General features: G+C 64.8%; 23 protein-coding genes, 1 tRNA gene, 2 pseudogenes and 1 riboswitch. Of the genes and pseudogenes, 10 read left to right on the plus strand and 16 right to left on the minus strand.

Annotated features, from left to right (window positions below; all coding sequences use genetic code 11):
• Positions 1-93: 93 nt before the first annotated feature.
• The 3 genes and pseudogenes from QA640_RS01100 to QA640_RS01110 form a co-directional block, all read right to left on the minus strand.
• A pseudogene (locus QA640_RS01100) lies at positions 94-266 on the minus strand (ammonia channel protein); the annotation flags it as partial.
• The gene (locus tag QA640_RS01105; protein ID WP_283038959.1) at positions 248-493 is read right to left on the minus strand and encodes a hypothetical protein; all 246 of its coding nucleotides are present in this window, start codon (positions 491-493) and stop codon (positions 248-250) included. The gene QA640_RS01105 and the pseudogene QA640_RS01100, both read right to left, overlap by 19 nt.
• A gap of 72 nt (positions 494-565) precedes the next feature.
• Positions 566-904 carry a P-II family nitrogen regulator gene (locus QA640_RS01110; protein ID WP_254101593.1) on the minus strand — a complete coding sequence of 113 codons (339 nt, stop codon included), beginning with the start codon at positions 902-904 and terminating at the stop codon, positions 566-568.
• Positions 905-1,148: 244 nt separating this feature from the next.
• On the opposite strand from QA640_RS01110, the gene QA640_RS01115 reads away from it, so the two are divergent.
• Positions 1,149-2,042, plus strand: a complete 894-nt coding sequence (locus QA640_RS01115; RefSeq protein WP_283038960.1) for a DUF4339 domain-containing protein — start codon at positions 1,149-1,151, stop codon at positions 2,040-2,042.
• Positions 2,043-2,173: 131 nt separating this feature from the next.
• On the opposite strand, the gene tesB is transcribed toward QA640_RS01115, so the two are convergent.
• Complete coding sequence (gene tesB / locus QA640_RS01120; protein WP_283038961.1) at positions 2,174-3,037, minus strand: acyl-CoA thioesterase II; 864 nt, start codon at positions 3,035-3,037, stop codon at positions 2,174-2,176.
• A gap of 153 nt (positions 3,038-3,190) precedes the next feature.
• Here tesB and QA640_RS01125 point away from each other — a divergent pair, with 153 nt between their 5' ends.
• The gene (locus QA640_RS01125; protein WP_283038962.1) at positions 3,191-4,411 is read left to right on the plus strand and encodes a ubiquinone biosynthesis hydroxylase; all 1,221 of its coding nucleotides are present in this window, start codon (positions 3,191-3,193) and stop codon (positions 4,409-4,411) included.
• A 138-nt stretch (positions 4,412-4,549) separates the two neighbouring features.
• Here the strand turns inward: QA640_RS01125 and QA640_RS01130 are convergent, their stop codons facing one another.
• Positions 4,550-4,747, minus strand: coding sequence for a Trm112 family protein (locus tag QA640_RS01130; protein WP_283038963.1), 198 nt, complete (start codon positions 4,745-4,747; stop codon positions 4,550-4,552).
• A gap of 261 nt (positions 4,748-5,008) precedes the next feature.
• Between QA640_RS01130 and QA640_RS01135 the strand changes: the two genes are divergently transcribed.
• Both QA640_RS01135 and QA640_RS01140 read left to right on the plus strand, forming a co-directional pair.
• The gene (locus QA640_RS01135) at positions 5,009-5,368 is read left to right on the plus strand and encodes a cupredoxin domain-containing protein (protein WP_283038964.1); all 360 of its coding nucleotides are present in this window, start codon (positions 5,009-5,011) and stop codon (positions 5,366-5,368) included.
• A gap of 9 nt (positions 5,369-5,377) precedes the next feature.
• On the plus strand, positions 5,378-6,208 hold the full coding sequence (locus tag QA640_RS01140; RefSeq protein ID WP_283038965.1) for an FTR1 family protein: 831 nt from the start codon (positions 5,378-5,380) through the stop codon (positions 6,206-6,208).
• 7 nt (positions 6,209-6,215) lie between these two features.
• Here the strand turns inward: QA640_RS01140 and QA640_RS01145 are convergent, their stop codons facing one another.
• The gene (locus QA640_RS01145; RefSeq protein WP_283043082.1) at positions 6,216-6,749 is read right to left on the minus strand and encodes a TetR/AcrR family transcriptional regulator; all 534 of its coding nucleotides are present in this window, start codon (positions 6,747-6,749) and stop codon (positions 6,216-6,218) included.
• Positions 6,750-6,859: 110 nt separating this feature from the next.
• On the opposite strand from QA640_RS01145, the gene QA640_RS01150 reads away from it, so the two are divergent.
• A complete protein-coding gene (locus QA640_RS01150) occupies positions 6,860-7,210 on the plus strand; it encodes a hypothetical protein (protein ID WP_283038966.1) in 351 nt (116 codons plus the stop codon).
• 15 nt (positions 7,211-7,225) lie between these two features.
• Here the strand turns inward: QA640_RS01150 and QA640_RS01155 are convergent, their stop codons facing one another.
• Both QA640_RS01155 and trxA read right to left on the minus strand, forming a co-directional pair.
• Positions 7,226-7,903 (minus strand): LON peptidase substrate-binding domain-containing protein, encoded by a 678-nt coding sequence (locus QA640_RS01155; protein WP_283038967.1) that lies wholly within the window; start codon positions 7,901-7,903, stop codon positions 7,226-7,228.
• Positions 7,904-7,940: 37 nt separating this feature from the next.
• Positions 7,941-8,864 carry a thioredoxin gene (gene trxA, locus QA640_RS01160; RefSeq protein ID WP_283038968.1) on the minus strand — a complete coding sequence of 308 codons (924 nt, stop codon included), beginning with the start codon at positions 8,862-8,864 and terminating at the stop codon, positions 7,941-7,943.
• A gap of 275 nt (positions 8,865-9,139) precedes the next feature.
• Here trxA and QA640_RS01165 point away from each other — a divergent pair.
• The 3 genes and pseudogenes from QA640_RS01165 to QA640_RS01175 form a co-directional block, all read left to right on the plus strand.
• Positions 9,140-9,214 (plus strand) — tRNA-Gly (locus tag QA640_RS01165).
• Positions 9,215-9,290: 76 nt separating this feature from the next.
• Positions 9,291-10,277, plus strand: coding sequence for an NAD(P)-dependent oxidoreductase (locus tag QA640_RS01170; RefSeq protein ID WP_283038969.1), 987 nt, complete (start codon positions 9,291-9,293; stop codon positions 10,275-10,277).
• Positions 10,278-10,385: 108 nt separating this feature from the next.
• Positions 10,386-10,484, plus strand: a pseudogene (locus tag QA640_RS01175) (cytochrome c4); the annotation flags it as partial.
• Between the two features lie 23 nt (positions 10,485-10,507).
• On the opposite strand, the gene panE reads toward QA640_RS01175, so the two are convergent.
• The 4 genes from panE to QA640_RS01195 form a co-directional block, all read right to left on the minus strand.
• Positions 10,508-11,431: a 2-dehydropantoate 2-reductase gene (gene panE / locus QA640_RS01180; protein ID WP_283038970.1), complete on the minus strand. Its 924-nt coding sequence runs from the start codon at positions 11,429-11,431 to the stop codon at positions 10,508-10,510.
• A gap of 201 nt (positions 11,432-11,632) precedes the next feature.
• The gene (locus QA640_RS01185; protein WP_283038971.1) at positions 11,633-12,241 is read right to left on the minus strand and encodes a 2-hydroxychromene-2-carboxylate isomerase; all 609 of its coding nucleotides are present in this window, start codon (positions 12,239-12,241) and stop codon (positions 11,633-11,635) included.
• Positions 12,242-12,301: 60 nt separating this feature from the next.
• Positions 12,302-12,853, minus strand: coding sequence for a hypothetical protein (locus QA640_RS01190; protein WP_349253685.1), 552 nt, complete (start codon positions 12,851-12,853; stop codon positions 12,302-12,304).
• 110 nt (positions 12,854-12,963) lie between these two features.
• The gene (locus QA640_RS01195) at positions 12,964-13,548 is read right to left on the minus strand and encodes a DUF2239 family protein (RefSeq protein WP_283043083.1); all 585 of its coding nucleotides are present in this window, start codon (positions 13,546-13,548) and stop codon (positions 12,964-12,966) included.
• 155 nt (positions 13,549-13,703) lie between these two features.
• On the opposite strand from QA640_RS01195, the gene QA640_RS01200 reads away from it, so the two are divergent.
• A complete protein-coding gene (locus QA640_RS01200) occupies positions 13,704-14,369 on the plus strand; it encodes a glutathione S-transferase (RefSeq protein WP_283038972.1) in 666 nt (221 codons plus the stop codon).
• A gap of 54 nt (positions 14,370-14,423) precedes the next feature.
• On the opposite strand, the gene QA640_RS01205 is transcribed toward QA640_RS01200, so the two are convergent.
• Positions 14,424-15,719: an MFS transporter gene (locus QA640_RS01205; RefSeq protein ID WP_283038973.1), complete on the minus strand. Its 1,296-nt coding sequence runs from the start codon at positions 15,717-15,719 to the stop codon at positions 14,424-14,426.
• A 94-nt stretch (positions 15,720-15,813) separates the two neighbouring features.
• A complete protein-coding gene (ggt, locus tag QA640_RS01210) occupies positions 15,814-17,562 on the minus strand; it encodes a gamma-glutamyltransferase (RefSeq protein ID WP_283043084.1) in 1,749 nt (582 codons plus the stop codon).
• 151 nt (positions 17,563-17,713) lie between these two features.
• Here ggt and QA640_RS01215 point away from each other — a divergent pair, with 151 nt between their 5' ends.
• Positions 17,714-19,141: an MFS transporter gene (locus tag QA640_RS01215; protein ID WP_283038974.1), complete on the plus strand. Its 1,428-nt coding sequence runs from the start codon at positions 17,714-17,716 to the stop codon at positions 19,139-19,141.
• Positions 19,142-19,230: 89 nt separating this feature from the next.
• Here the strand turns inward: QA640_RS01215 and purH are convergent, their stop codons facing one another.
• Positions 19,231-20,823 carry a bifunctional phosphoribosylaminoimidazolecarboxamide formyltransferase/IMP cyclohydrolase gene (gene purH, locus QA640_RS01220; RefSeq protein WP_283038975.1) on the minus strand — a complete coding sequence of 531 codons (1,593 nt, stop codon included), beginning with the start codon at positions 20,821-20,823 and terminating at the stop codon, positions 19,231-19,233.
• Positions 20,824-20,847: 24 nt separating this feature from the next.
• A riboswitch (ZMP/ZTP riboswitch) is annotated at positions 20,848-20,929 on the minus strand.
• Between the two features lie 59 nt (positions 20,930-20,988).
• On the minus strand, positions 20,989-22,707 hold the full coding sequence (locus QA640_RS01225) for a heparinase II/III family protein (RefSeq protein ID WP_283043085.1): 1,719 nt from the start codon (positions 22,705-22,707) through the stop codon (positions 20,989-20,991).
• Positions 22,708-22,788: the final 81 nt, after the last annotated feature.

The following is a 22,788-nucleotide window of genomic DNA, read 5'->3' on the forward strand; positions in this document are numbered from 1 at the left end:
CCACGTCTGCCCAAAACGGATGCAGGACAATCTGCCGACACAATGTTGCTCATGCGTGGGGCAGCAGAAAGGTATTTGGCTACGTATCAACGCTTACTGGAGCGCCTCACCGTGCTGGGAATGTCGAGGCCTTCCAATTCGTGCTCACGCGAGACACGCAAGGGCACGAACAGCGCGACCAGCTTGAGGAGGACGAAGCTCGCGCCCGCCGAGCAGACGAAGGTGACGGCCACCCCGTAAAGCTGGATCAGGAACCGCTGCGGGTGCCGGTGCCGGCCGAGAGATGCACGACGTTGCGCACCATGCCGGAGTAGGACAGCGCAAGCCCCGGGATCGTCATCATCAGCACCAGGCGGTGGCGACGATCATCCGGGCGGTGTCGGCGGTGTTGATCTCGGTCGTCGCGGCGTGCGCCGGCGTCAACCAGTGCAATCGCGGACAACAGTCCGATCGGCGCAGCCATAGTGGCTGCGCGGCGCAAAGCAACCGCCATGTCGTTTCCCCCATGCATGGAAATCGAACGCGCGCTATGGCGTCATCGGCCGGCGCGTTTCGAAGAAAAAGTTCACAGCGCGTCGCTGTCGGTCTCGCCGGTGCGGATGCGCAGCGCGTGATCGATCGGCGTAACGAAGATCTTGCCGTCGCCGATCTGCCCGGTGCGCGCCGTCGAGGTGATGACGTTGACGGCCTTCTCGGCGATGTCGGAGGGGACCGCGATTTCGATTCTGAGCTTGGGCAGGAAGTTCACGACATATTCGGCGCCGCGATAGATTTCGGTATGGCCCTTCTGGCGGCCGTAGCCCTTCACTTCGGTGACGGTCATGCCGTGCACGCCGATCGCCGTCAGCGCCTGGCGGACCTCATCGAGCTTGAAGGGTTTGATGATCGCGACGACGAGTTTCATGGTCAGGCCTGTTTCCCCGGGACTTCGCCACATAATGCGCAGGTAGCGCTGCGTCAATTTGGCATCTTTCTAGGCAAATGGCATAAAAATGTTGCAGGTTGAAGAGGGAAAAAGGCGAAGCAACGAGGGCCGCCACCTCTATACAGAGCAGCCGATCGTTCTCCACGATGCATTTTTGGCATGGAAGCGGTGAACCCAACCGTCCCAGGCCGGTACAAAAGTATTGTTACTAAGGGGGACGTTCATGGCGAGTTGGTTCTACGCGGCCGAGGGCAAGCAGCAGGGGCCCTATCCGGACGGTCAATTCCGCGATCTCATTGCCCAGGGCGTGGTCCGCGCCGATACGCTGGTATGGACCGAGGGCATGGCGGGCTGGCAGAGGGCCGCCGAAATTCCGGGATTGATGGCTGGCGGCGGCGCGCCGCCGACCATTCCGGAGGGTGGACGGCCTGCGATGGCCTCCGGCGGGGGCTTTAGCAGCGGCTACAGCGGCGGTGGCGCCGCGCTCTCGATCGATTTTGGCATCCTGGAGTTCACCTGGCGCAGCATCGTCACGCTGATCGGCATGATCCTCGTGATCCCGGCGCCCTGGGCGTTCGTCTGGTACACGCAATGGATCGTGTCCTGCGTGAGGGTTCCCGGGCGCCCGAACATGAGCTTCACCGGCAATGCGATGACGCTCGTGCCCTGGTATTTCGGGTTCATCGTTCTGGTGATCGCCGTCAACTTCATCGGCATCCAGTCGCTCAACACTCTGACCTCCATCATCGAGATCGTTCTGGCCTGGCTGCTGATCAAATGGATGGTCGCGAACCTCGCCTCCAACGGGCAGTTGCTTGGCCTCAGCTTCACGGGCTCGGTCTGGGCCTATATCGGCTGGAACCTGCTGTTCGCGATCTCCATCTTCACCATCATCGGTTGGGCCTGGGTCGCCGTGGCCCAGATCCGCTGGATGTGCCGCAGCATCGAGGGCACGCGGCGCGACATCGTCTTCAAAGGCACCGGACTTGAGTTTCTCTGGCGCGCGATTGTGACCGCCATCCTCTGCGCCTTCATCATCCCGATTCCCTGGATGTATCGCTGGATGATGGGCTGGCTGGCGTCGCAGACCGAGCTCGTGCCGAAGGGGTCGGTCTAAAGCGCGATGCGATCGGGCTGAATCATCATCGCGCTTTAGGTTATTGTTTAAGCATGATCTCCGCGCAAACGCGTTCCGCGTTTGTTGCGAGGGAAAACCGCTTCACACTTTTCCGGATCATGCCCTAGCTCTCAGGCCTTCCGCTCGCGCACCGAGCCTTCCTGCGCGACGGAGGCCACCAGCGTGCCATCGGGCTTGAAGATCAGGCCGCGGGTCAAGCCGCGGCCTGATTGCGCACTTGGCGAGTCCTGTGCGTAGAGCAGCCATTCGTCGGCGCGGAACGGGCGGTGAAACCACATCGCATGATCGAGGCTCGCCGGCATCATGCGCTTGTCGAACAGTGTGCGGCCGTAGCGCGCCATCACCGCATCGAGCAGCGAGAAGTCCGAGGCATAGGCGAGCGCGCACATGTGCAGCGCCGGATCATCGGGCAATGTCGCCGCGGTCTTGATCCAGACGTGAATGCGGCCGTCCTCGATCTTCTGGCCGAAATAGCGGCTGAGCTCGACCGGGCGCAGCTCGATCGGACGATCGGATTCGTAATAGCGGCGGATGAATTCCGGCATCTCGCGGAATATCGGCTGCTTCGAGACTTCTTCCGCCGTCAGCTTTTCCGGCGGCGGCACGTCGGGCATCTTGTCCTGGTGGTCGAAAGCGCCCTCCTCCTCGGCATGGAACGAGACCATGATCGAGAAGATCGCATTGCCGTGCTGGATCGCGGTGACGCGGCGCGTCGAATAGCTCTTGCCGTCGCGCAGGCGCTCGACCTGGTAGATGATCGGCACCTGCGGATCACCCGGCAGGATGAAATAGCAATGCAGTGAATGCGGCAGCCGGCCCTCCACGGTGCGGCAGGCTGCGACCATCGCCTGCCCGATCACCTGCCCGCCGAACACCCGCTGCCAGCTCGTCTTCGGGCTGTTGCCACGGAACAAATTCACCTCGAGCGGTTCGATATCGAGGATGGAGATGAGGTCGATCAGGCTTTTGGACATGGTGACGCTTTCGCTTGGCCTGTCATTGCCGGATGTGCGGTCGCGCGCGCCCCGGAATGACGTTCTTTGGGCCCTTTCGGCCCTTGTTTCACCGCACTGTTTCGCCCAGCTCAAGTCTGCTAGCAAGTCCAAGAGTTAGCCGGGATTCAGGGTATGTCAGTACAGGATAGCATTGTCATCGGCGGCGGCGCATTCGCGGGCCTGGCGCTCGCGCTCGCATTGCGCCAGGGCCTCGGTCCCGAAATTCCCGTGATCGTCGCCGATCCGGCATTGGCCACACGGCCGAGCCGCGACCCGCGCGCCACAGCCATCGTGACGGCCTGCCGCCGGCTGTTCGAGGCGATCGGCACCTGGGATGACGTCAAGGGCGTCGCGCAGCCGATCCTCGACATGGTCGTGACCGATTCCAAGCTGGAGGACGTCACGCGTCCGGTGTTCTTGACCTTCGCCGGCGATGTCGAGCCCGGCGAGCCCTTTGCCCATATGGTCGAGAACCGCCAGCTCATCGACGTGCTGGTGGGGCGCGCCGAGGCCGAAGGCATCGATCTTCGCGCCACCACTGTCGCTTCCTATGAGGCGCGCCCGGACGGCATCGACGTGACGCTCGGCGATGGCAGCATGGTCGCGGCGAGCCTGCTGATCGCGGCCGACGGCGCCAAGTCGAAGCTGCGCGAGCGTGCCGGTATCGTCACACATGGCTGGGAGTACGATCAATCCGGCATCGTCGTCACCGTCGGCCATGAGCGCGATCATGAGGGCCGTGCCGAGGAGCACTTTTTGCCCGCCGGTCCCTTCGCGATCCTGCCGCTCACCGGAAAACGTTCCTCGCTGGTGTGGACCGAGCGCCGCACGGAGGCCGCGCGCATCGCGGCGTTGAGCGAGGATGAATTCCACAACGAGCTCGAGCAGCGCTTTGGCCTGCATCTCGGCGAGATCAAGGCACTGGACAAGCCGCGCGCGTTTCCGCTGTCCTATTTCGTGGCGCGCTCCTTCATCGCCGAGCGCCTTGCGCTGGTTGGCGATGCTGCGCATGTCATTCACCCCATCGCGGGCCAGGGTCTCAACATGGGCCTGAAGGATGTCGCGGCCCTCGCCGAAGTGGTCGTCGATGCCGCCCGGCTCGGCATGGATATCGGGCAAGCCGATGTGCTCGAGCGTTACCAGCGCTGGCGGCGCTTCGACACCATGGCGATGGGCGTTGCGACCAATTCGCTGAACTTCCTGTTCTCCAACAGATCGACGCTGCTCCGCACCGTGCGCGACATCGGCCTCGGCATCGTTGACCGTGCCCCGCCGCTGAAGAATCTCTTCATCCGCCAGGCCGCCGGCCTCACCGGCGAAGTGCCGAAATTGTTGAAGGGCGAGGCGCTTTAGCGGTCGCCAGGACCATGACCCTCATCCCGAGGAGCGCGCTTGCGCGCGTCTCGAAGGATGAAGGCCGAGTTGCGGCAGCGGGGCCTTCATGGTTCGAGACGGCGCTGACGCGCCTCCTCACCATGAGGAGCTGCCGTGTCAATCGATCTTCCGCGCCTCCTCCGGCAGCATGATCGGGATGCCATCGCGGATCGGGTAGGCGAGCTTGGCGGAGCGCGAGATCAGCTCCTGCCTGGTGGCGTCGAATTCGAGCGGGCCCTTGGTCAGCGGGCACACCAGGATCTCCAGCAATTTAGGATCGACCGTGGCTTCGGGGCGTTCAGTTGGCGTGGTCATGAATGGTCTCCGGCGGTGGTCCAGCCCTTAGCACAGAAAGCTGCGGCGTGTCGCCGCACACGGGTCTCATGCGCTGCGCGATCCCTGGCGCGACGGCATTTTCTGCGCGGCTTTCCAACTTAGAATAGCTTTAGAGTAAGTCCTTTTGCGAGGGCGCCGCCTAGCCGCCAGCGCCGATTTTTGGTTTGCAAGGACGGGGCGAGCGCGGCCCGCGCTTGCCATCGATTATGACCTTTCCAAAGCCTTAGGACACGCCGATCCATGTTCGCTTCGCTCACGTCAAGGACTTCGATAACAACTTGCGCCCTCGCCGCGCTCTGCGTCGCCGCGCTGCTGCCGCTCTCCGCCGCGAACGCGCAGCAGGCGACCGAACTCCAGATCGCCTATGACGGCGCGTTCCAGCCGAACGAGCTGCGCGCACCGGCCGGCAAGCCGGTCACCGTCAAGGTCAAGAACAACACCTCCAAGGCGATGGAGTTCGAGAGCAAGACGCTGAAGGTCGAGAAGGTCATTCCGTCGAAGGGCGAAGCCGTCGTCAACGTCCGCGCCCAGAAGGCCGGCCGCTACGAGTTCTTCGACGAGTTCAACGAAAAAGCCCGCGGCACGCTCGTCGTCGAATAGGGTCCGCTCGTGCTCGCCGCGCTCATCATCGTCTTCCGCGAGGTCTTCGAGGCCGGTCTGATCATCGGCATCGTGCTCGCGGTGACGCGCTCCGTTGCGCATCGCAATCGCTGGATCGTGGGCGGGGTGCTGGCGGGTGTTGTGGGCGCATGCGTGGTCGCGGCGTTTGCGGGCGCCCTGTCGCAGCTGTTTGAAGGCATGGGGCAGGAGCTGTTCAACGCGGCGATCCTTACCGTCGCCGTCGTCATGCTGACCTGGCACAATGTCTGGATGGCGCGGCATGGCAAGGAGATGGCGGGCGAATTGCGCGCCGTCGGCCAGGCGGTCGCCGAAGGCTCCAAATCGCTGCTGGCGCTCGCGGTCGTGGTCGGGGTCGCGGTGCTGCGCGAAGGCAGCGAGGTGGCGCTGTTTCTCTACGGCGTTGCCGCATCCGATGGCGGCCCGGCGATGAGCCTGTTCCTGGGCGGCCTGCTCGGCCTCGTGCTCGGCGGCGCGGTGTGCCTTTTGACCTATTTCGGCCTGCTGCGGATTCCGCCGCGCGCGCTGTTTACGACCACGACGGTGCTCATCACCCTGCTCGCGGCCGGCATGGCCGCGCAGGCGGTCTCGTTCCTTGAACGCGCCAATTGGCTCACCGCGCTCGGCACCGTGGTGTGGGACACGAGCTGGTTGCTCTCCGAGGACAGCATCTTGGGCCGCACCCTGCACACGCTGATCGGCTACACCGATCAGCCGACCGGGATGCAGCTCGTGATCTATGCGGCCGTCGTCCTGGTCACGAGCGCTTTGATGCGGCTGATCGGATCCGAGCCGCCCCGGCACGCGGTCGCCGCAGGCTGAGCCGTCGTTACGCCAAGATCATCCGCAAGAGCTCGTCGAGCAGCGACTCCAGGCGCGCTGCCGGCAGCTGAGTGTCCGACAGCGCAAAGCCGAGAAACGTCCAGTACAGGATTTGCGCGCGCGTCCGTGCCGCGGCCGAGGCTAGGCCGCGCTTTTCGAGCAGTCCTTCGATGTAGTCGAGCCGGCGGCGGTCGATCGCGCGAACGGCAGCTTGCGCCGCCGGTTCGAACGCCGCCCAGTTGCGCACCGCGCGCTCCAGATCGAGCCGGGCGCCAAAGCTCCGCCGCAACAGCGCGCGCAGCGGCTCGCCCCCGCTGTCGGCCTCGACATCGGCGATGATCTGCTCGGCCGCGATCTCGCGCCAGCGCTTCAACACCGCGGCGTGGAACGCGCCGAGATCGGCAAAGTGCCAGTAGAAGCTGCCGCGGGAGACGCCCATGGTTTTGGCGAGCGGATCGGCTTTCAGTGACGTGAAGCCGCCTTTGGTGAGCGCCTTCAGGCCCTGCTTGATCCAGTCCTGGGCAGAAAGCTGCTCGGTCATGTCGGGGTTCCGTATGATGCTCAACCATACACTCCTGTATTGACAGCGGGCAATCCCGTGCCTACAACCATACAGATGTGTATGGACCGATCGTGCGAGGTTACGAACCCATGCGTGATCTGCTGTTGCAATGCGCCGGCTTGGCCACGATCGTCGTGGCGTTCGCTCACGGCGTTCTCGGCGAGACCAAGGTCTTTGCCCGCGCCAAAATCGAACCGGAACGCTTACGGACCCTGATCCGTCTGGTCTGGCAGACCTCGACGGTCGCCTGGATCGGCGGCGGCGTCCTGCTGCTGGCCACGCCATGGATGGCGTCCGAGCCCGCGCGCCACTGGATCGTCATCACGCTGGCTGTCGTGTTCGGCTTTGCCACCTTCGCCAATGCCTTCGCAACGCGCGGCCGCCATTTCGGCTGGATGGCATTGAGCGCCGTGGTGGCGATGGCGGTGGCTGGATACTAAAGCGAACCGCGATCGCTATTGCAGGGGCGGATCGCCGCTCGTGCGCTTCTTGGCGAGGTCCATCTCGGTGATGGCGATCAGGATTTCGGCGCGGGTCTTCAGGTCGGGCGCTTCCAGCATCGCCTGCTTCTCCGCGGGACCATAGGGCGACATCATCGCCAGCGCATTGACCAGCGCCTCGTTGGGTGCGCTCTCGACGCCTTCCCAATCGACCTTGAGGTTGTTGGCCTTCAGGAAGTCGGCCAGCGCCACCAGGAGCGCCTCGCGGTTGACCGCGTCCTCGCCCTTGCGGGCGATGAAATCATCCGTGAAGGCGAAGAAGTCCACCTTGCACTGCCGGTAGGATGTCAGCACCTCCAGCTCCTCGACCACCTTGAAGCGCGCGATGCCGGTGAGCTCGAGGATGTAGCGGCCGTCGCCGGATTCGGCGAGCTGGGTGATGCGGCCGACGCAGCCGACATTGAACAGCACCGGCTTGTCCGAATTCTTCGGCGAATGGGCGACATCCGGCTGGATCATGCCGATCAGCCGATGGCCGTCGCGCAAGGAATCGTCGACCATCGCCAGATAGCGCGGCTCGAAGATGTTCAGCGGCATCTGCCCGCGCGGCAGGAGCAGCGCGCCGGGCAGCGGAAACACCGGGATGATCTCGGGAAGATCGGCGGGCCCGCGATATTCGATGTTGATCGGCATACCCCGGTCCCCGCTGATTCACATGATGTCTATCGCCTTAAGAGAACAGGATCGTCGAGAGCCGCTTGCGTCCCTCGACGGTCGCATCATCAGCGCCGCCCCAAGCCTCGAAGAACTGGATGAGCTGCTTACGTGCGCCATCGTCGTTCCATTTGCGGTCGCGCTTGACGATTTCCAGCAGCTGGTCGGTCGCGGCCGCCCGGTCGCCCTGCGCGTTGAGCGCGGTCGCAAGGTCGAAGCGGGCCTGATGATCGAGCGGATTTGCGGCGACTTTCTGTTCCAGATCGCCGACCGGACCGAGCTGCTCCGCCTGCTCGGCGAGATCGATTGCGGCCTGCACCGCCTTCACCGCGGGATCGCCGTGCTTGGATTCCGGCACCATGGCGAGCGTCTGCTTGGCCTGCTCGATGGCGCCCGAGGTGACGTAGCATTTTGCAAGGCCCGCGAGCGCGGCGATGTTGGTCGCGTCGTGCGACAGCGCCTCGGCATAGATCTGCGCGGCGCCCGTGACGTCGCCCTCGGCGAGCACGGCGTCGGCTTCCTTCACGATCTCCGCGACGTTGACCTCGCCCGGCGCGGTCACGCCCTTGGTCAGGCGCTCGATGAAGGCGTTGACCTGGCTCTCGGGTACCGCACCCATGAAGCCATCGGCCGGCTGGCCGTTGATGAAGGCGATCACGGCCGGGATCGACTGGATGCCCATCTGGCCCGGGATCGCCGGATGCTGGTCGATGTTCATCTTGACCATCTTGACCTTGCCCTTGGCCGCCTTGACGGCCTTTTCGAGCGCCGGGGTGAGCTGCCGGCACGGGCCGCACCACTCGGCCCAGAAGTCGATCAGCACCGGCTGGCGCTTCGATTCCTCGATGACGTCCTTCACGAAGGTCTGGGTGGTCGTGTCCTTGATCAGATCGGGCGCAGCCTGGCCCGCCGCTCCGTTGCCCTGGTCAATGATCGTCACGGAAGTCCCTCATCTGATGTCTGGAAAGGCGGCTCTTTAGCACGTCGCGCGCCCATATGCTGCGGTTCCGGCTCCTAAATTGGGCCGGGCCGGCCGAATTTCAATGCATGCCGAGTGATTCGGTGATTCCTGGGCGTTTGGGATCGTTTTCGCCCCGATTCGAGCCCATATGGGGTGCTGGAAAGCGAATTGATGCTGCCGGTAGCTGTTGCATTCGCCCTCCGCTTTTGGCATACGACAGCCGTTGCCGGCGCGTCATGCGACCGACACAGGACGCGGGTGTAGCTCAGTGGTAGAGCACGACCTTGCCAAGGTCGGGGTCGAGGGTTCGAGCCCCTTCGCCCGCTCCAATTTCTCCCAGCGTCGAGCCTGACAGGACTGGATCGCCCTTGGGCGGCCCCGTCCGGATGTGCGTTGGACGTTGGAATGACAATCCTGGTCACGGGCAGCGCAGGCCATCTCGGGGAAGCCATTCTCCGGACGCTTTACGCGCGCGGCTTGCCTTTGCATGGGGTTGATTTGCGGAAATCGGAGTTCACCGACGCCGTCGGCTCGATCACGGATTCCGGCTTCGTGCGGACCGCGATGGCAGGCGTCACCGCCGTCATCCATACCGCGACCCTGCACAAGCCGCATGTCGCCACGCATTCCAGGCAGGATTTCATCGACACCAACGTCACCGGCACGCTCAACCTGCTGGAGGCGGCCACTGCCGCTGGCGTGAAGAGCTTCGTCTTCACCAGCACCACGAGCGCGTTCGGCTCGCAGCTCAAGCCGGGCGCGGGGGACGCCGCGGTCTGGGTCACCGAAGATCTGCCGTCGGTGCCGAAGAATATCTACGGCACCTCCAAGCTGATGGCGGAGAATCTGTGCGAGCTGTTCTTTCGCGAGCGCGGTCTTCCCGTCATCGTGCTCAGAACCTCCCGCTTCTTTCCGGAAGAGGACGACGATCCCATCGCACGCGCGAGCTTTGGGACCGAGAACGCGCAGGCGAACGAGCTGCTTTATCGTCGGCTGGATATAGCGGACGCGGTGAGCGCGCATCTGCTCGCCGTCGAGCACGCGCCGAGAATCGGCTTCGCGCGCTACATCGTGTCGGCGACGAGCCCATTCACGCAAAGCCACCTCAAAGCCCTGGCCGAGGATGCGGCAAGCGTTGTGCGCACGCTCTATCCCGATTGCGCGGAGCTCTATGCGGCACGGGGCTGGCGCCTGTTTCCGACCATCGACCGCGTCTACGTCAACGATCGCGCCCGCCGCCAATTGGGTTGGCGGCCCGCATTCGACTTTGCCCACGTGCTGAGCAGTCTGCGCGCAAACAGCGAGTTTCGCAGCGAGCTGGCGCGTCAGGTCGGCTCAAAAGGTTATCATGACACGATCTTCGACCACGGGCCTTATCCCGTAGGCTCATAAGTCTCAATTCTCATCGCGTGCACGCAGCGCATCTGCACCGTCCGTGCTGAACTTAGGGGCGCATGTCGCTCCGCTCGGCATGAAGTTCTATACCGGCGACCAGTTCTGCGCGTCGGAGGCGGCGTCGCCGCCATGACGGATATCGCCTGTTCGCTGAGCGAGGAAGAAATCACCGCACTGGCGCATTATCTCGCGCATTTGCCGTAGCGGAAAGTGCAAGCAGCAAACTCCTACCCCGCCCGCTGTTTTTCATACGCCTTCAAATGCGTATAGGCGATGCGCAGTTTTGGCACCGGCACTTTTGCAGCATCGGCGCGCGCGATGAGGTCGCCGATGATGTGGTCGGCCTCGACCGGGAGGCCGGCCTTGATGTCGCGGAACATTGACGCGGTCATCGGCGAGCCTTCGGTGGTGATCAAGCCCTTGACCCGCTCGAAGAACGGCCCGCCGGGCGCATAGCCCGATGCGGTCGCAGTCGCGCTGGTCTCATCGAGCATGCCCAGGAGAAAATCCTTGCCGCCGGGGACCGCCAGAATGTTGCCGACGGAGGTGCGCATCAGGCTGGTCGATGCCGCGAGCGAGGAGAGAAACACCCACTTCTCCCACATGTCCTGCATGATGCTCTGGCTCGCACCCGCGCCGGCGATGCCGCTCGTGAAGGCTTCGTCGATCGCCTTCACCCGCGCCGACAGTTTTCCGTCGCGCTCGCCGTAGTTGATCGATTGCATCGGCTGGAGCTGCATCACCTCGCGCTTCTCGTTCAACGTCGCGGCGATGGCGCAGAGGCCGCCGAGCACGTGCTCGGCGCCGAACTTCTGGTCCAGCACGTCGAGATGCCGCAAGCCGTTGAGCACCGGAATGATCGTCGTGTTCGGCCCGACCGCCGGCGCAAAGGATTTCATGGCGTCGTCGAGGTCGAACGCCTTGCAGCTGAGCAGCACGACGTCGAATTTTTCGGTGAGCTTGTCTGCCTGCACCACCGGTGGGTTCGTCAGCGTCGCATCGCCGTTCGGGCTCTTGATGACGAGACCGGCACTCGCAAGCTCTGCTGCCCGCCGCGACCGCACCAGGAAGGTGACGTCGCGCCCGGCCTGCAACAGCCTGCCACCAAAGTAGCCGCCGATGGCGCCGGCGCCGACCACGAGAATGCGCATGGGGATGCTCCGTTTGTTCTTGCTCTTGTTGCGCTTGCTTCGCCGTCGTCGTGGCGAAGGCCAGGACCCGCTCCCCCGATTGCTCGGTGTCGGACAAGTCAGAGGTCCGATTCACCAGAACAACGACGTTCGGTGGTCATGGGTCCCGGCCTTCGCCAGGACGACATCGGGGAGATAGCTCGCTTCGCCCTGGAGGAGGGATCACTTTCCCGACACCATCTCCTCGACCTCGCGGAGCTGCTCCTTGCCGAAGAACATCTCTTTGCCGACGAAGAAGGTCGGTGAGCCGAACGCGCCGCGGGCGACGGCCTCCTCGGTGTTCCCGATCAGTCTCGCCTTCACCTCGCCCTCCTGGGCGCGGGCGAACAGTTTTTGCGCATCCAGCCCGGAGGACGCGAGCGCCTTCATCGCGACCTCCGGATCGTCCATCTTCTTCGGCTCGCGCCACATGTGATGGAATGCGGCCTCGACATAGCGTTCGAACACGCCCTCGAGCTGCGCCGCGATCGCGGCTCGCATCAGGTTCAACGTGTTGATCGGGAAGAACGGGTTCCAGACATAGGGCTGCACATGGAAGCGCTTGAGAAAGCGCTCGGTCTCGACCGCCTGGAATTCACGCTTGTTCTTGATGCCGGCAAGTGTCTCGGCCGGCGACTTGTTATTGGTCGCCTTGAAGATGCCGCCGAGCAGAATCGGCACATATTCGAATTTCATGCCGATCCGCGTCTCGATCGCGGGGATCGCCTCATGGCTGAGAAACGCATTGGGGCTGCCGAAATCGAACAGGAATTGTGGGGCCGCGCGCGTCAAAACCGTCCTCCCGTGAGTTTGTGCGCAATTGTGGCGCAGCCGGCGTGGCGGGTCTACTGTTTAATGATGGTCGTCATACTCTGATGAGTCGATCAGATCAGACGCCGGACTGCGCGCTTTCGCCACACCAGCAGGTAATAGCCCATCTGCAGAATGAACATGGCAGAGAACGTGATCGGATAGGCGGCCCAGACGCCTTCGACTCCGATCATGCGGCTGAGCGCAATCGCCGACGAGGCCGAGCAACACCAGCTCCGCCACCGACATCACCACCATGCCGATGGCGGCCGGGATGCCGAGGCGCAGCAGCGTCGGCAGCAGCGCGAGGTCAGGCCGCATCGCGCGCGCCAGGGCGGTGCCGAGCATCAGCACGTGCTCGCGGCGGCGGAGATGAAAGGCAAGCCATGTGAGCGTGAGCACACTCGATACGACTGATCCCCAGGCCGCGCTGACGATGCCGAGCCGGGGCAGGCCGAACCAGCCTAGGATCAACGCCGGCGTTGCTAGGAGACCGATCGCGGCCGAGATGGCCAGCGCCACGAGCGGCGTCATGGCGTCGCCGACGCCACGCAGCATGGCTGCCATGAGCATGAGGACGAAGATCAAGGGCATCGAGACCATCATGATGCGCGCATAGGAGGTCGCTTTCGATTGGGCATGCGCAACCGTTGCCGCGGAACGCAGCGCGGCTGCGGTCGTTGATCGCGGTGGAAAAGACTCGGCTACGCGCGGTCGCTGCTTGCGAGTTTCAGCACGTGGTCGCGGATGTCGGCGGGCCAGTCGACGATCTCCGCCGCGAAGCGCCGGCGATCGCCTGCGAACAGCGCGCGCGAGGCCTCTTCGAAATGCGCGAGATTGCCGGCCATCGCCGACATGAAGTGGTAGGCGGCATCGCGCGCCTGCCGCTCGCGGTCGCGATCGCCGCTGGCGCGTCGCGCCTCGTTGACAAGCTTGCGCAGCGCGACCGAGGCGCCGCCCGGCTGTGCGTTGAGCCATTCCCAGTGCCGCGGCAGCAACGTCACCTCGCGCGCCACGACGCCGAGCCTGGGCCGGCCGCGGCCGCGCGGCGCGCTCGGTTTCTCGATGCCGGCATCGGATTGCGCCGGCGCGATCGTCGCCAGGCGGGCCAGCACCTCCTGGTCGTCGCCGCGCAGGTCGAAATCCACCGACCGTCCGGTCAGGTCGCTGAAGATCACGATCGGCGAGCCCGCCCACGCATCCGCGCGCTTGACCGCCAGGACCACATCCGCGATCGGCCCTGAGGCCAGACGCCGTTGGCCCACAAAGGCTGTGAAGGTTGCCTGCATTGAAATCACTACGAAATCACACCTGACGGTCCATTTAATATCCGGGTAAAATAGCAGCGTCAATATGCCCGGGTAAAAATACCGACCATCCGGCTCGACATTCGCCCGCCGGGCTGGCACCAACGCGCCCGAGACCACCCGGGGGACCTCAAAAAATGCTGACCGTTCATCACCTCAACAATTCACGCTCGCAGCGCGTGTTGTGGCTGCTCGAGGAGCTGGGCGTGCCGTACGAGATCGTGCGCTATCAGCGCCAGGCGGACATGCGTGCGCCCAAGGAGTTGCGCGCCATCCACCCGCTCGGCAAGTCGCCCGTGATCACCGACAAAGGCAACACCATCGCCGAATCAGGCGCGATCGTCGAATATCTCGTCGGCACCTATGGTGAAGGACGCCTGATCCCGCCGCCAAACACGCCGGAGCGTCTGCGCTACACCTATTGGCTGCACTATGCCGAAGGCTCGGCGATGCAGCCGCTGCTGCTCAAGCTGCTGTTCACGCTGATGCCGAAGCGTGCGCCGGCGCTGCTGCGCCCTCTGGTCCGCAAAGTGTCGAACCAGGCGCTGACTGCGCTGGTCAACCCGCAGATCAAGCAGCACATGGACTATTGGGAAGGCGAGCTCGGCAAAACCGAGTGGTTCGCCGGCAACGAGTTCACCGCGGCCGACATCCAGATGAGCTTTCCGTTGGAAGCGGCCCAAGCGCGCGGCGGCCTGGAGCAGGGCCATCCCAAGGCAATGGCGTTCCTCGAGCGCATCCACGCGCGTCCAGCCTATCAACGCGCACTGGAGAAGGGCGGGCCGTATCAGGTCGGGCGGTAGTTTTCTTCATCATTCCGGGTTTACGCTTCGCGCGCCCCGAATGACAGCACTCTATCAATCCGCACGCAGCACGCGGCCCCGTGTCTCCGGCAGCGCAAAGGCGGCGAGGAAGAACACCGCATAGGCCGCGGCCGCAAAGATCGCGATCGCATTGGCAAGCGAGGTCGTCGCCGACAGCGCGCCGACCAGGAACGGGAACAGCGCGCCGATGCCGCGGCCGAAATTGTAGCAAAAGCCCTGGCCGGAGCCGCGCAGCCGCGTCGGGTAGAGCTCGGTCAGGAAGGCGCCGACACCGGAGAAATAGCCGGACGCAAAGAAGCCGAGGGGAAAGCCGAGCAGCCACAGGATTTCGTTGGTGAGCGGCAATTGCGTGTAGAGCAGCACCACGGCCATCGCGCCGAGCGAGAAGATCAGGAACAGATTGCGCCGGCCGATGCGGTCGGCGAGCCAGGCGCCGACGAGATAGCCGGCGAAGGAGCCGATGATCAACGCGGCGAGATAGCCGGTCGAGCCGACGATGGTGAGATGCCGCTCCTTGGTCAGGAACTGCGGGACCCAGAAGGTGATCGCGTAATAGCCGCCCTGGCAGCCGGTCACCATCAAGGACGCGAGGACCGTGGTCTTGACGATCGGGAAGGAGAAGATCTCCCACAGCTTTGGATGGCTGCCGGTTTCCGCTTGCTTCGCGCGCGCCGCGACCGCGATCTCCGGCTCGGTGACGGAGCGGCGGATGTAGAACACCAGGAGGGCCGGCAGCGCGCCGATCACGAACATCCAGCGCCACGCCGTCTCGGCAGGAAGAAGCGAGAACAGGATCGCCTGCGACAGCACCGCAAGCCCCCAGCCGACGGCCCAGCCCGATTGCACCGAGCCGACCGCGCGCCCGCGATATTGCGGCCGGATCGCTTCGCCCATCAGCACTGCGCCCGCCGCCCATTCGCCGCCGAAGCCGAGGCCAAGCAGGGCGCGCGCGACCAGGAGCTGGTCGAAATTCTTCACGACCGCGCAGACCAGCGAGAAAAACGAGAACCAGATGATGGTGAACTGGAGCGTCTTGACCCGGCCGATATGGTCGGAGAGATAGCCGCCGAGCCAGCCGCCGATCGCGGACGCCAGCAGCGTGACGGTGCCGGCGAGCCCGGCAGAGCCGGCATCGACCTTCCACAGCGCGATGATGGTGCCGATGACGAGCGGATATATCATGAAGTCCATGCCGTCGAGCGCCCAGCCGGCGGCGCAGGCCCAGAACGTCCGCCGTTCGGCTACGTTCATGTCGCGGTAGAAGGCAAGAAGGCTGGTGTCTTCGATCTCGGCGCGCTCGATGCGCTCGGTTGGCTCGGCTGTGGTCATGGCGTTTCCCCGTCTACTCGTTGACGGGTGGTAGCACGCGCTGCGGCGCCGGAAAACCAGCGCCATTGATCGCGGGGCTCCCAAAAGGGAAAGCCTATTGTCCCTCGGCAGCAGAGCCCCGTGTGCGCGGGTCGGGCGCGCCGAACGGCCCGCTCGGCGTCACCGCGATCGAGTTGGCCGATGTCTGGCCCATCGGCTCGACGACGATGTGACCCATCGCCTTCAGCTCGAACAGCACGTCGTCGGAAAAGCCGCGTTCGACGCGCACTTCATCCGGCAGCCATTGGTGATGCAGCCGCGGCGCTGCGACGGCAGCGGCGACATCCATATGATAGTCGAGCACGTTGACGATCACCTGGAGCACCGTCGAAATGATACGGCTGCCGCCGGGCGAGCCCGTCACCAGCACCGGCTTGCCGTCCTTCAGGACGATGGTCGGCGACATCGAGGACAGCGGCCGCTTGCCCGGCCCCGGCAGATTTGCCTCGTAGCCGACGAGGCCATAGGCGTTGGCGGCGCCTGGCGCTGCGGTGAAATCGTCGAGCTCGTTGTTGAGCAGCACGCCGGTGCCGTCGGCGACGAGGCCGACGCCGTAGCTGAAGTTCAGCGTATAGGTGTTGCTCACCGCATTGCCGCGGCTGTCGACGACGGAGAAATGCGTGGTGTTGCTGCCTTCGCGCGGCGGTGTCGCGCGCGCCGCGATCTCTTTCGCCGGCGTGGCCCTGTCGGCGCTGATGCCGGCGCGGAGCTTCGCCGCATAGTCCTTGGCGATCAGGGTCTCGATCGGCGCCTCGACGAAAGCCGGATCGCCGAGATAGCGCGCGCGATCCGCATAGGCGCGCTTCATGGCTTCGATCAGCAGATGCAGCGAGGCCGGCGAGCCCTGCTTCAGGTCCGAGAGCTGAAAGCCTTCCAGGATGTTCAGGGCCTCCACCAGAACCACGCCACCCGATGACGGCTGCGGCATCGAGACGATGTCGAAGCCGCGGTAGCTTCCCCGCACCGGCTCGCGGATGACGGGCTCGTATGACCGCAGATCATCTGGAGTCATGATGCCGCCGGCATCGGTGACGGTTTTGGCGAGCTTTTCGGCGATCGGTCCCTCGTAAAATCCGCGCGGGCCTCGGGCGGCTATGGTGGACAGCGTCTCAGCCAAATCGCCTTGCACCAGCCGGTCATTCTCTTGCAGCGGCGTGCCGTCCGGTCGCGAGAAGATTTTCGCCGACGCCGGCCAGCGGGCTAGTCGCTTGTGCGCGCCCGGCAGTGTGTCGGCGATGTCGTCGCTGATGACGAAACCGTCGCGGGCGAGCGAAATCGCGGGCTTCAGCAACTGCGCCAGCGTGAATTGGCCGGAGCCGTATTTCTCCAGCGCCAGCGCCAGCCCCGCGACCGTACCAGGCACGCCGATGCCGAGCGCGGAGTCGCGCGACTTCGCGATGTCCGGCTTGCCGTCGGCGCCGAGGAAGATATCTGATGTGGTCGCGCTTGTTGCGGTCTCGCGATAGTCGATTGCGATGTCCTGCTTGCGGTCGGCTGAGTGGATCACCATGAAGCCGCCGCCGCCGATATTGCCGGCCCGCGGATAGGTCACGGCCATGGCGAAACCGGTCGCGACCGCGGCGTCCACCGCGTTGCCGCCACTCCGCAGGATGTCTGCGCCGATCTGCGCGGAGATCCTTTCCTGCGCCACCACCATGCCATGCTCGGCGGCGATGGCGTGAACGGTGTCGAGCGCTGGCGGCTGGTAGATGCGGCGCGCATCCTGAGCGCGCGCCGGGAACAGGCAGATACCTAGAATCGCGATGGCGGCTACGACTTTTCGTCGTGCCAGAACTAACGACATCATCAAAATTCCACCGCGCCTTCCTTCTGCTGTGTCTTGTTTTTGCCTTGTCTTGGCGCCACTCCACAGCCGTCGCGGCAATGCTATACCGGTTGCGCCAAGTGGGGCAAAACTGTTCGTGATGCAAAACTGTTCGTGATAAGGAATGCTGATGACGACGATCGCGTCTGATGCCGATATGGCCGACACGGAGCGGACCTATCCGCCGCGCGCCGCCGTCGTCAGCTGGATTTTCTTCGACTGGGCTGCGCAGCCCTATTTCACCCTGATCACGACATTCGTCTTCGCGCCCTATTTCGCCACCAGCGTCGCGCCGGACCCTGCGACCGGACAATCGCTGTGGGGATTCGCGATGGCGGCGGCCGGCATGGTCATTGCGCTCCTGTCGCCGGTGCTGGGCGCCATCGCCGACGCCGCGGGCCGGCGCAAGCCCTGGATTGCGGCGTTCGGCGCCATGCTGGTGCTGGGTTCCTGCGCGCTGTGGATCGGCAAGCCCGGCGACGCCAGCATCATTCCCGCGTTGCTCGCCGCGGTGGCGCTCGCCAGCGTCGGTGCGGAGTTCGCGACCGTCTTCAACAATGCGATGATGCCGACACTGGTGCCGCCGGAGCGCATCGGGCGGCTCTCCGGCAATGGCTGGGCCACCGGCTATGTCGGCGGCATCATCAGCCTGATCATCGTGCTTGGCTTCCTCGCCGCGAATCCAGAGACCGGACGCACGCTGCTCGGCTTCACGCCGCTGTTCGGGCTCGATCCGGCCACGCATCAAGGCGATCGCATCACCGGGCCGCTGACGGGACTCTGGTTCATCGTGTTCGTGACGCCGATGTTCGTGTTCACGCCGGATTACCCGGCCAAGCGTCCGGTGCGCCAGGCGCTGCGCGCCGGCCTTGCACAACTGAAGCAGTCGCTCGGCGAACTGCCGCGGCAGCAATCGCTGGCGACGTTCCTGCTCGCCAACATGATCTACAGCGACGGCCTCGTCTCGCTGTTCGCCTTCGGCGGCATCTACGCCGCCGGCACGTTCGGCTGGCAGACGATCCAGATCGGCACCTTCGGCATCATCTTGGCGATCGCTGGCACCTTCGGCGCATGGCTCGGCGGCAAGCTCGACGATCTGCTGGGACCGAAGCGCGTGATCGCCGGCAGCATGCTGGTCCTCTTGCTGTCGCTCGCCGCGATCCTGCTGGTCGACAAGGATTCGATCCTGTTCATCAAGGTCGCCTCGCCCGAGCCGGGCGGCACCCTGTTCGCGGGCGCGGCCGAACGCGCCTATCTCGTGCTGGGCTGTCTGATCGGCGCTGCCGGCGGCCCGCTCCAGGCCGCCTCGCGCACGCTCCTCATCCGTCTCGCGCCAAAGGACCGCATCGCGCAGTATTTCGGCCTGTTCGCGCTGACCGGAAAGGTGACATCCTTTATCGGCCCGCTTCTGATCGGCGCAATCACGGCCGGGACCGCGAGCCAGAAGGCCGGCATGGGCGTGCTGGTGGTGTTCTTCGCCGCGGGGCTCGCGCTGTTGATGCGGGTGAGGGAGCAGCCGCCTCCACTGTCGTCATTCCGGGGCATCGCGGAGCGATGAACTCTGGTGCGCAAATGCGCACCAGAGAATGCCGATGTTGCTGCGCGAGATTTCCGGGTTCGCGCTGGCGCGCCGGAATGACAAGTAGATCAATGCCGGAAATGCCGCGTGCCGGTGAACACCATGGCGATGCCGTGCTCGTCGGCAGCCTTGATCACCTCGTCGTCGCGCATCGAGCCACCGGGCTGCACAACGGCGGTGGCGCCGGCCTCGATGCATGCGAGCATGCCGTCGGCGAACGGGAAGAACGCATCGGATGCTACGACCGATCCCTTGGTGAGGGGCTCGGCGAGCTTCAGCTCGTGCGCCGCCTCCTGGGCCTTCCGCGCCGCGATCCGCGCCGAATCGACCCGGCTCATCTGGCCCGCGCCGATGCCGACGGTCGCGAGATCCTTGGCGTAGATGATGGTGTTGGACTTGACGTGCTTTGCCACCCGGAACGCGAATTTCAGGTCGCGCATCTCGGCGTCGGTCGGCGCGCGCTTGGTGACCACCTTGAACGTCATGTCGTCGACCACGGCGTTGTCGCGGCTCTGCACGAGCAAGCCGCCGGCAACAGTCTTGGCGGTGAGACCCGCCGAACGCGGGTCGGGCAGGCCGCCGGCGAGCAGCAGGCGCAGATTCTTGCGCGCGCCGATGATGGCGATCGCTTCCTCGCTGGCATCGGGTGCGATGATCACCTCGGTGAAGATTTTTGTGATCTCGCGCGCGGTGTCCGCATCGAGCGCGCGGTTCATCGCGATGATGCCGCCAAAGGCGGAGGTCGAGTCGCAGGCGAGGGCCATGCGATACGCGGTGACGAGGTCGGGACCTTCCGCGACGCCGCAGGGATTGGCGTGCTTGACGATGACGCAGGCCGCGGTGCGCTTGGCGTCGAACTCGCCGATGCACTCATAGGCCGCGTCGGTGTCGTTGATGTTGTTGTAGGAGAGCTCCTTGCCCTGCAACTGCCGCGCGGTCGAGACGCCGGGCCGCTTGTCAGGCGTCGCATAGAACGCGGCGGTCTGGTGCGGGTTCTCGCCATAGCGCAGCGCCTGGATCAGCCTGCCGCCAAAGGCGCGGTAGTCGGGCGCATCGATCTCGAGCTGACGGTTGAACCAGTTTGAGATCGCGGCATCATAGGCGCCGGTGCGGGCATAGGCCTTGGCGGCGAGGCGCCGGCGCAGCTTCAGCGTGGTCGCACCGTTGTTGGCGGCGAGCTCATCGAGCACGGCCTGATAGTCTTGCGCTTCGACGACGACGGCGACATCGTCATGATTTTTGGCCGCGGCGCGGATCATCGCGGGACCGCCGATGTCGATGTTCTCGATGCACTCTTCAAAACCGGCGCCCTTGTCGACGGTTGCCTCGAACGGATAGAGGTTGACGACGAGCAGATCGATCGGCGCAATCCCGTGCGTCTTCATCGCCTCCGCATGTTCCTTGTTGTCCCGGATCGCGAGCAGACCGCCATGCACCTTCGGATGCAGCGTCTTGACGCGGCCGTCCATCATCTCGGGGAAGCCGGTGAGCTCGGAGACGTCCTTCACCTTGAGGCCGGCTTGCGCGATCGCCTTGGCGGTACCGCCGGTCGACACCAGCTCGACGCCATGGGCGGAAAGCGCCTTGGCGAATTCGATCAGGCCGGTCTTGTCGGAAACGGAGAGCAGGGCGCGGGTGACGCGGCGGGGATGATCAGTCATGGGCAAGATCCTCTGTGTGGGGAGTACCTATGCCCAGGCGCGCGGCAGATATGTCCCGCGCTTCCCGATGGTGCTCCATCCAAGGTCGCCAGTCGCGCGAGCGGGTGCTCGTTACCAGCTTTCGACGCTCTTCACAACGGCTAGATAGACGCGAGCCGCGCGCGTTTACAGCGGAAGTTCCGGCTCGCGCCGGGCGTTGCGGCGGGCATTGGTGACCGCCGGCGAGGCGGTGGAGCGGACAAAGCTCCAGCGGATGGAGGGGGTCTGGCGTGCGTCCTGCCGGATCACGATCTGCGCGGTGCGGCGCGGCCCGTCATTGCCGGCCAGGAATACGCTGTCCTCGAGCTCGACCTTGTCATCGAGCGCCTCGAAGGTCCAGACTTCGCGGTTCGGCAGCACCAGCATCACGCCGCGGGCGTCCGACAGCCGGCTCGCCTTCACCGCCGGGTGCAGGTGGAAGCGCAGCGCGAAATCGGTATTCGCGCCCTTGAGCCGCGCGCCTTGCGGCGGTGACAGCGTGTCCTCGCCGTCGAGCCGCGTGCCGTCATTGGCGACCATCACCACACGCCGGTGGATCACGCCAAACTTGGCGAGATAGCCGTCATGGGACGTCGTCAGCAGCGTGCCGTTCGCCACGACCTCGCGAAAATTCTCAACCACCGCCGGCCCGCTGATCACGGGTGCGCCGTGCAACAGCTTCTTCATTGCCGACAGCTGGACGAACTGGCAGGACGATGTTTCGTGATAGGTCAGCGTGGAGTGCGCCGCGGTGCCGCGCGCGAACGGCCGCCAATTGTCGCGTCCCGTCGTCGGCATGCCGCAATTGGTCACGATGCGGCTCGTGCCCGAGGATAATTCGAACGACAGGCAGCCGGCATGGGCGTCGTGGCTGACATTGGCCGGCGGCGGCGCGCCGGTATCCATGATCAGCGTCAACGCTCCGGCGTCGAGACGCTGGAAGCCGGTGTGCGGCATGGTCGCCATCGGCGCGCCATGGGTATCGTCATAGGCGAGCAGCGTGGCGAGCAGATCCGACGGCGTCGCGCTCATGCCGTTGAACAGCGCAAAGTTGCCGTCGCCGTGCCGGAAGAAACGCAGCATCGGCATCATGCGGTCGATCGCGTTGAGGAGCGCCGGCGGCGGCGCGATGTTGCGCGCCGCAAAGGTCTGCCGCAGCGGCAGCAAATCGATCAGGAGCTCGATCAATGCGCCTGGATTACGGGAGATGTGTCCGCCGTCGGGGAGGATCTGGCGTTGCAACTCGTCGGACAGTTTGCGCGAGGCGCTGCGGATATGGCGCGCCTGGTTGGCAAGGCACAACGAGGCGTAGCAGAGCGCGATCAACACTTGCAGCCGCGGCACCCCGTCCGGGATGTCGACCATGGTGAAACGGAGATAGCGGAGCTCGCGCGCGATCGCCCGCAAGTAACGGCGATAGAATTTGTTGTCGGTGTCACCCAGCACCAGCGGTGCCTGCGACAGCAGCGAGATCACGCGCCGAGCCAGCACGTCGGCGCGGCGGGCCACGGCCCGGCGCTTGTTGGCGGGATTGGAGATCCAGTCCTCGACCAGCGAGCGGGCATTGGCCCGGGTCAGCGCGGTGTCGGCGGCGCGCAAATGGCGCAGCCAGCCGAAGCCGAGCAGGGCGACCTCCCAGTCTTCCGACGGCGGCTCGAGATCGAAGATCGAGCGGCCATGGCAATTGACAATCTTGCCGGCGAACACGAATCGCCCGGCATAGATCTCCGCCGCGCGGGTGGCATCCGCGGTGCGTAAATCGTGCGGCGCGATGATCAGCCGGTCGGTGCGGCCCGGCCACAGCCGCGACAGCGTCACGGAACCGCCGCTCGCGCGCGCAAGCATGTTCCGCGCGAAGCGGTTCATGACCAGCGTCGAGATGCGTCTGCGTTGAGCGACCGACACGCCTTGCCTTGAAGGGGGAGAGGATTCCTGACGAATCCTTTT

The organism is Bradyrhizobium sp. CB82, assembly GCF_029714405.1.
GTDB lineage: Bacteria > Pseudomonadota > Alphaproteobacteria > Rhizobiales > Xanthobacteraceae > Bradyrhizobium.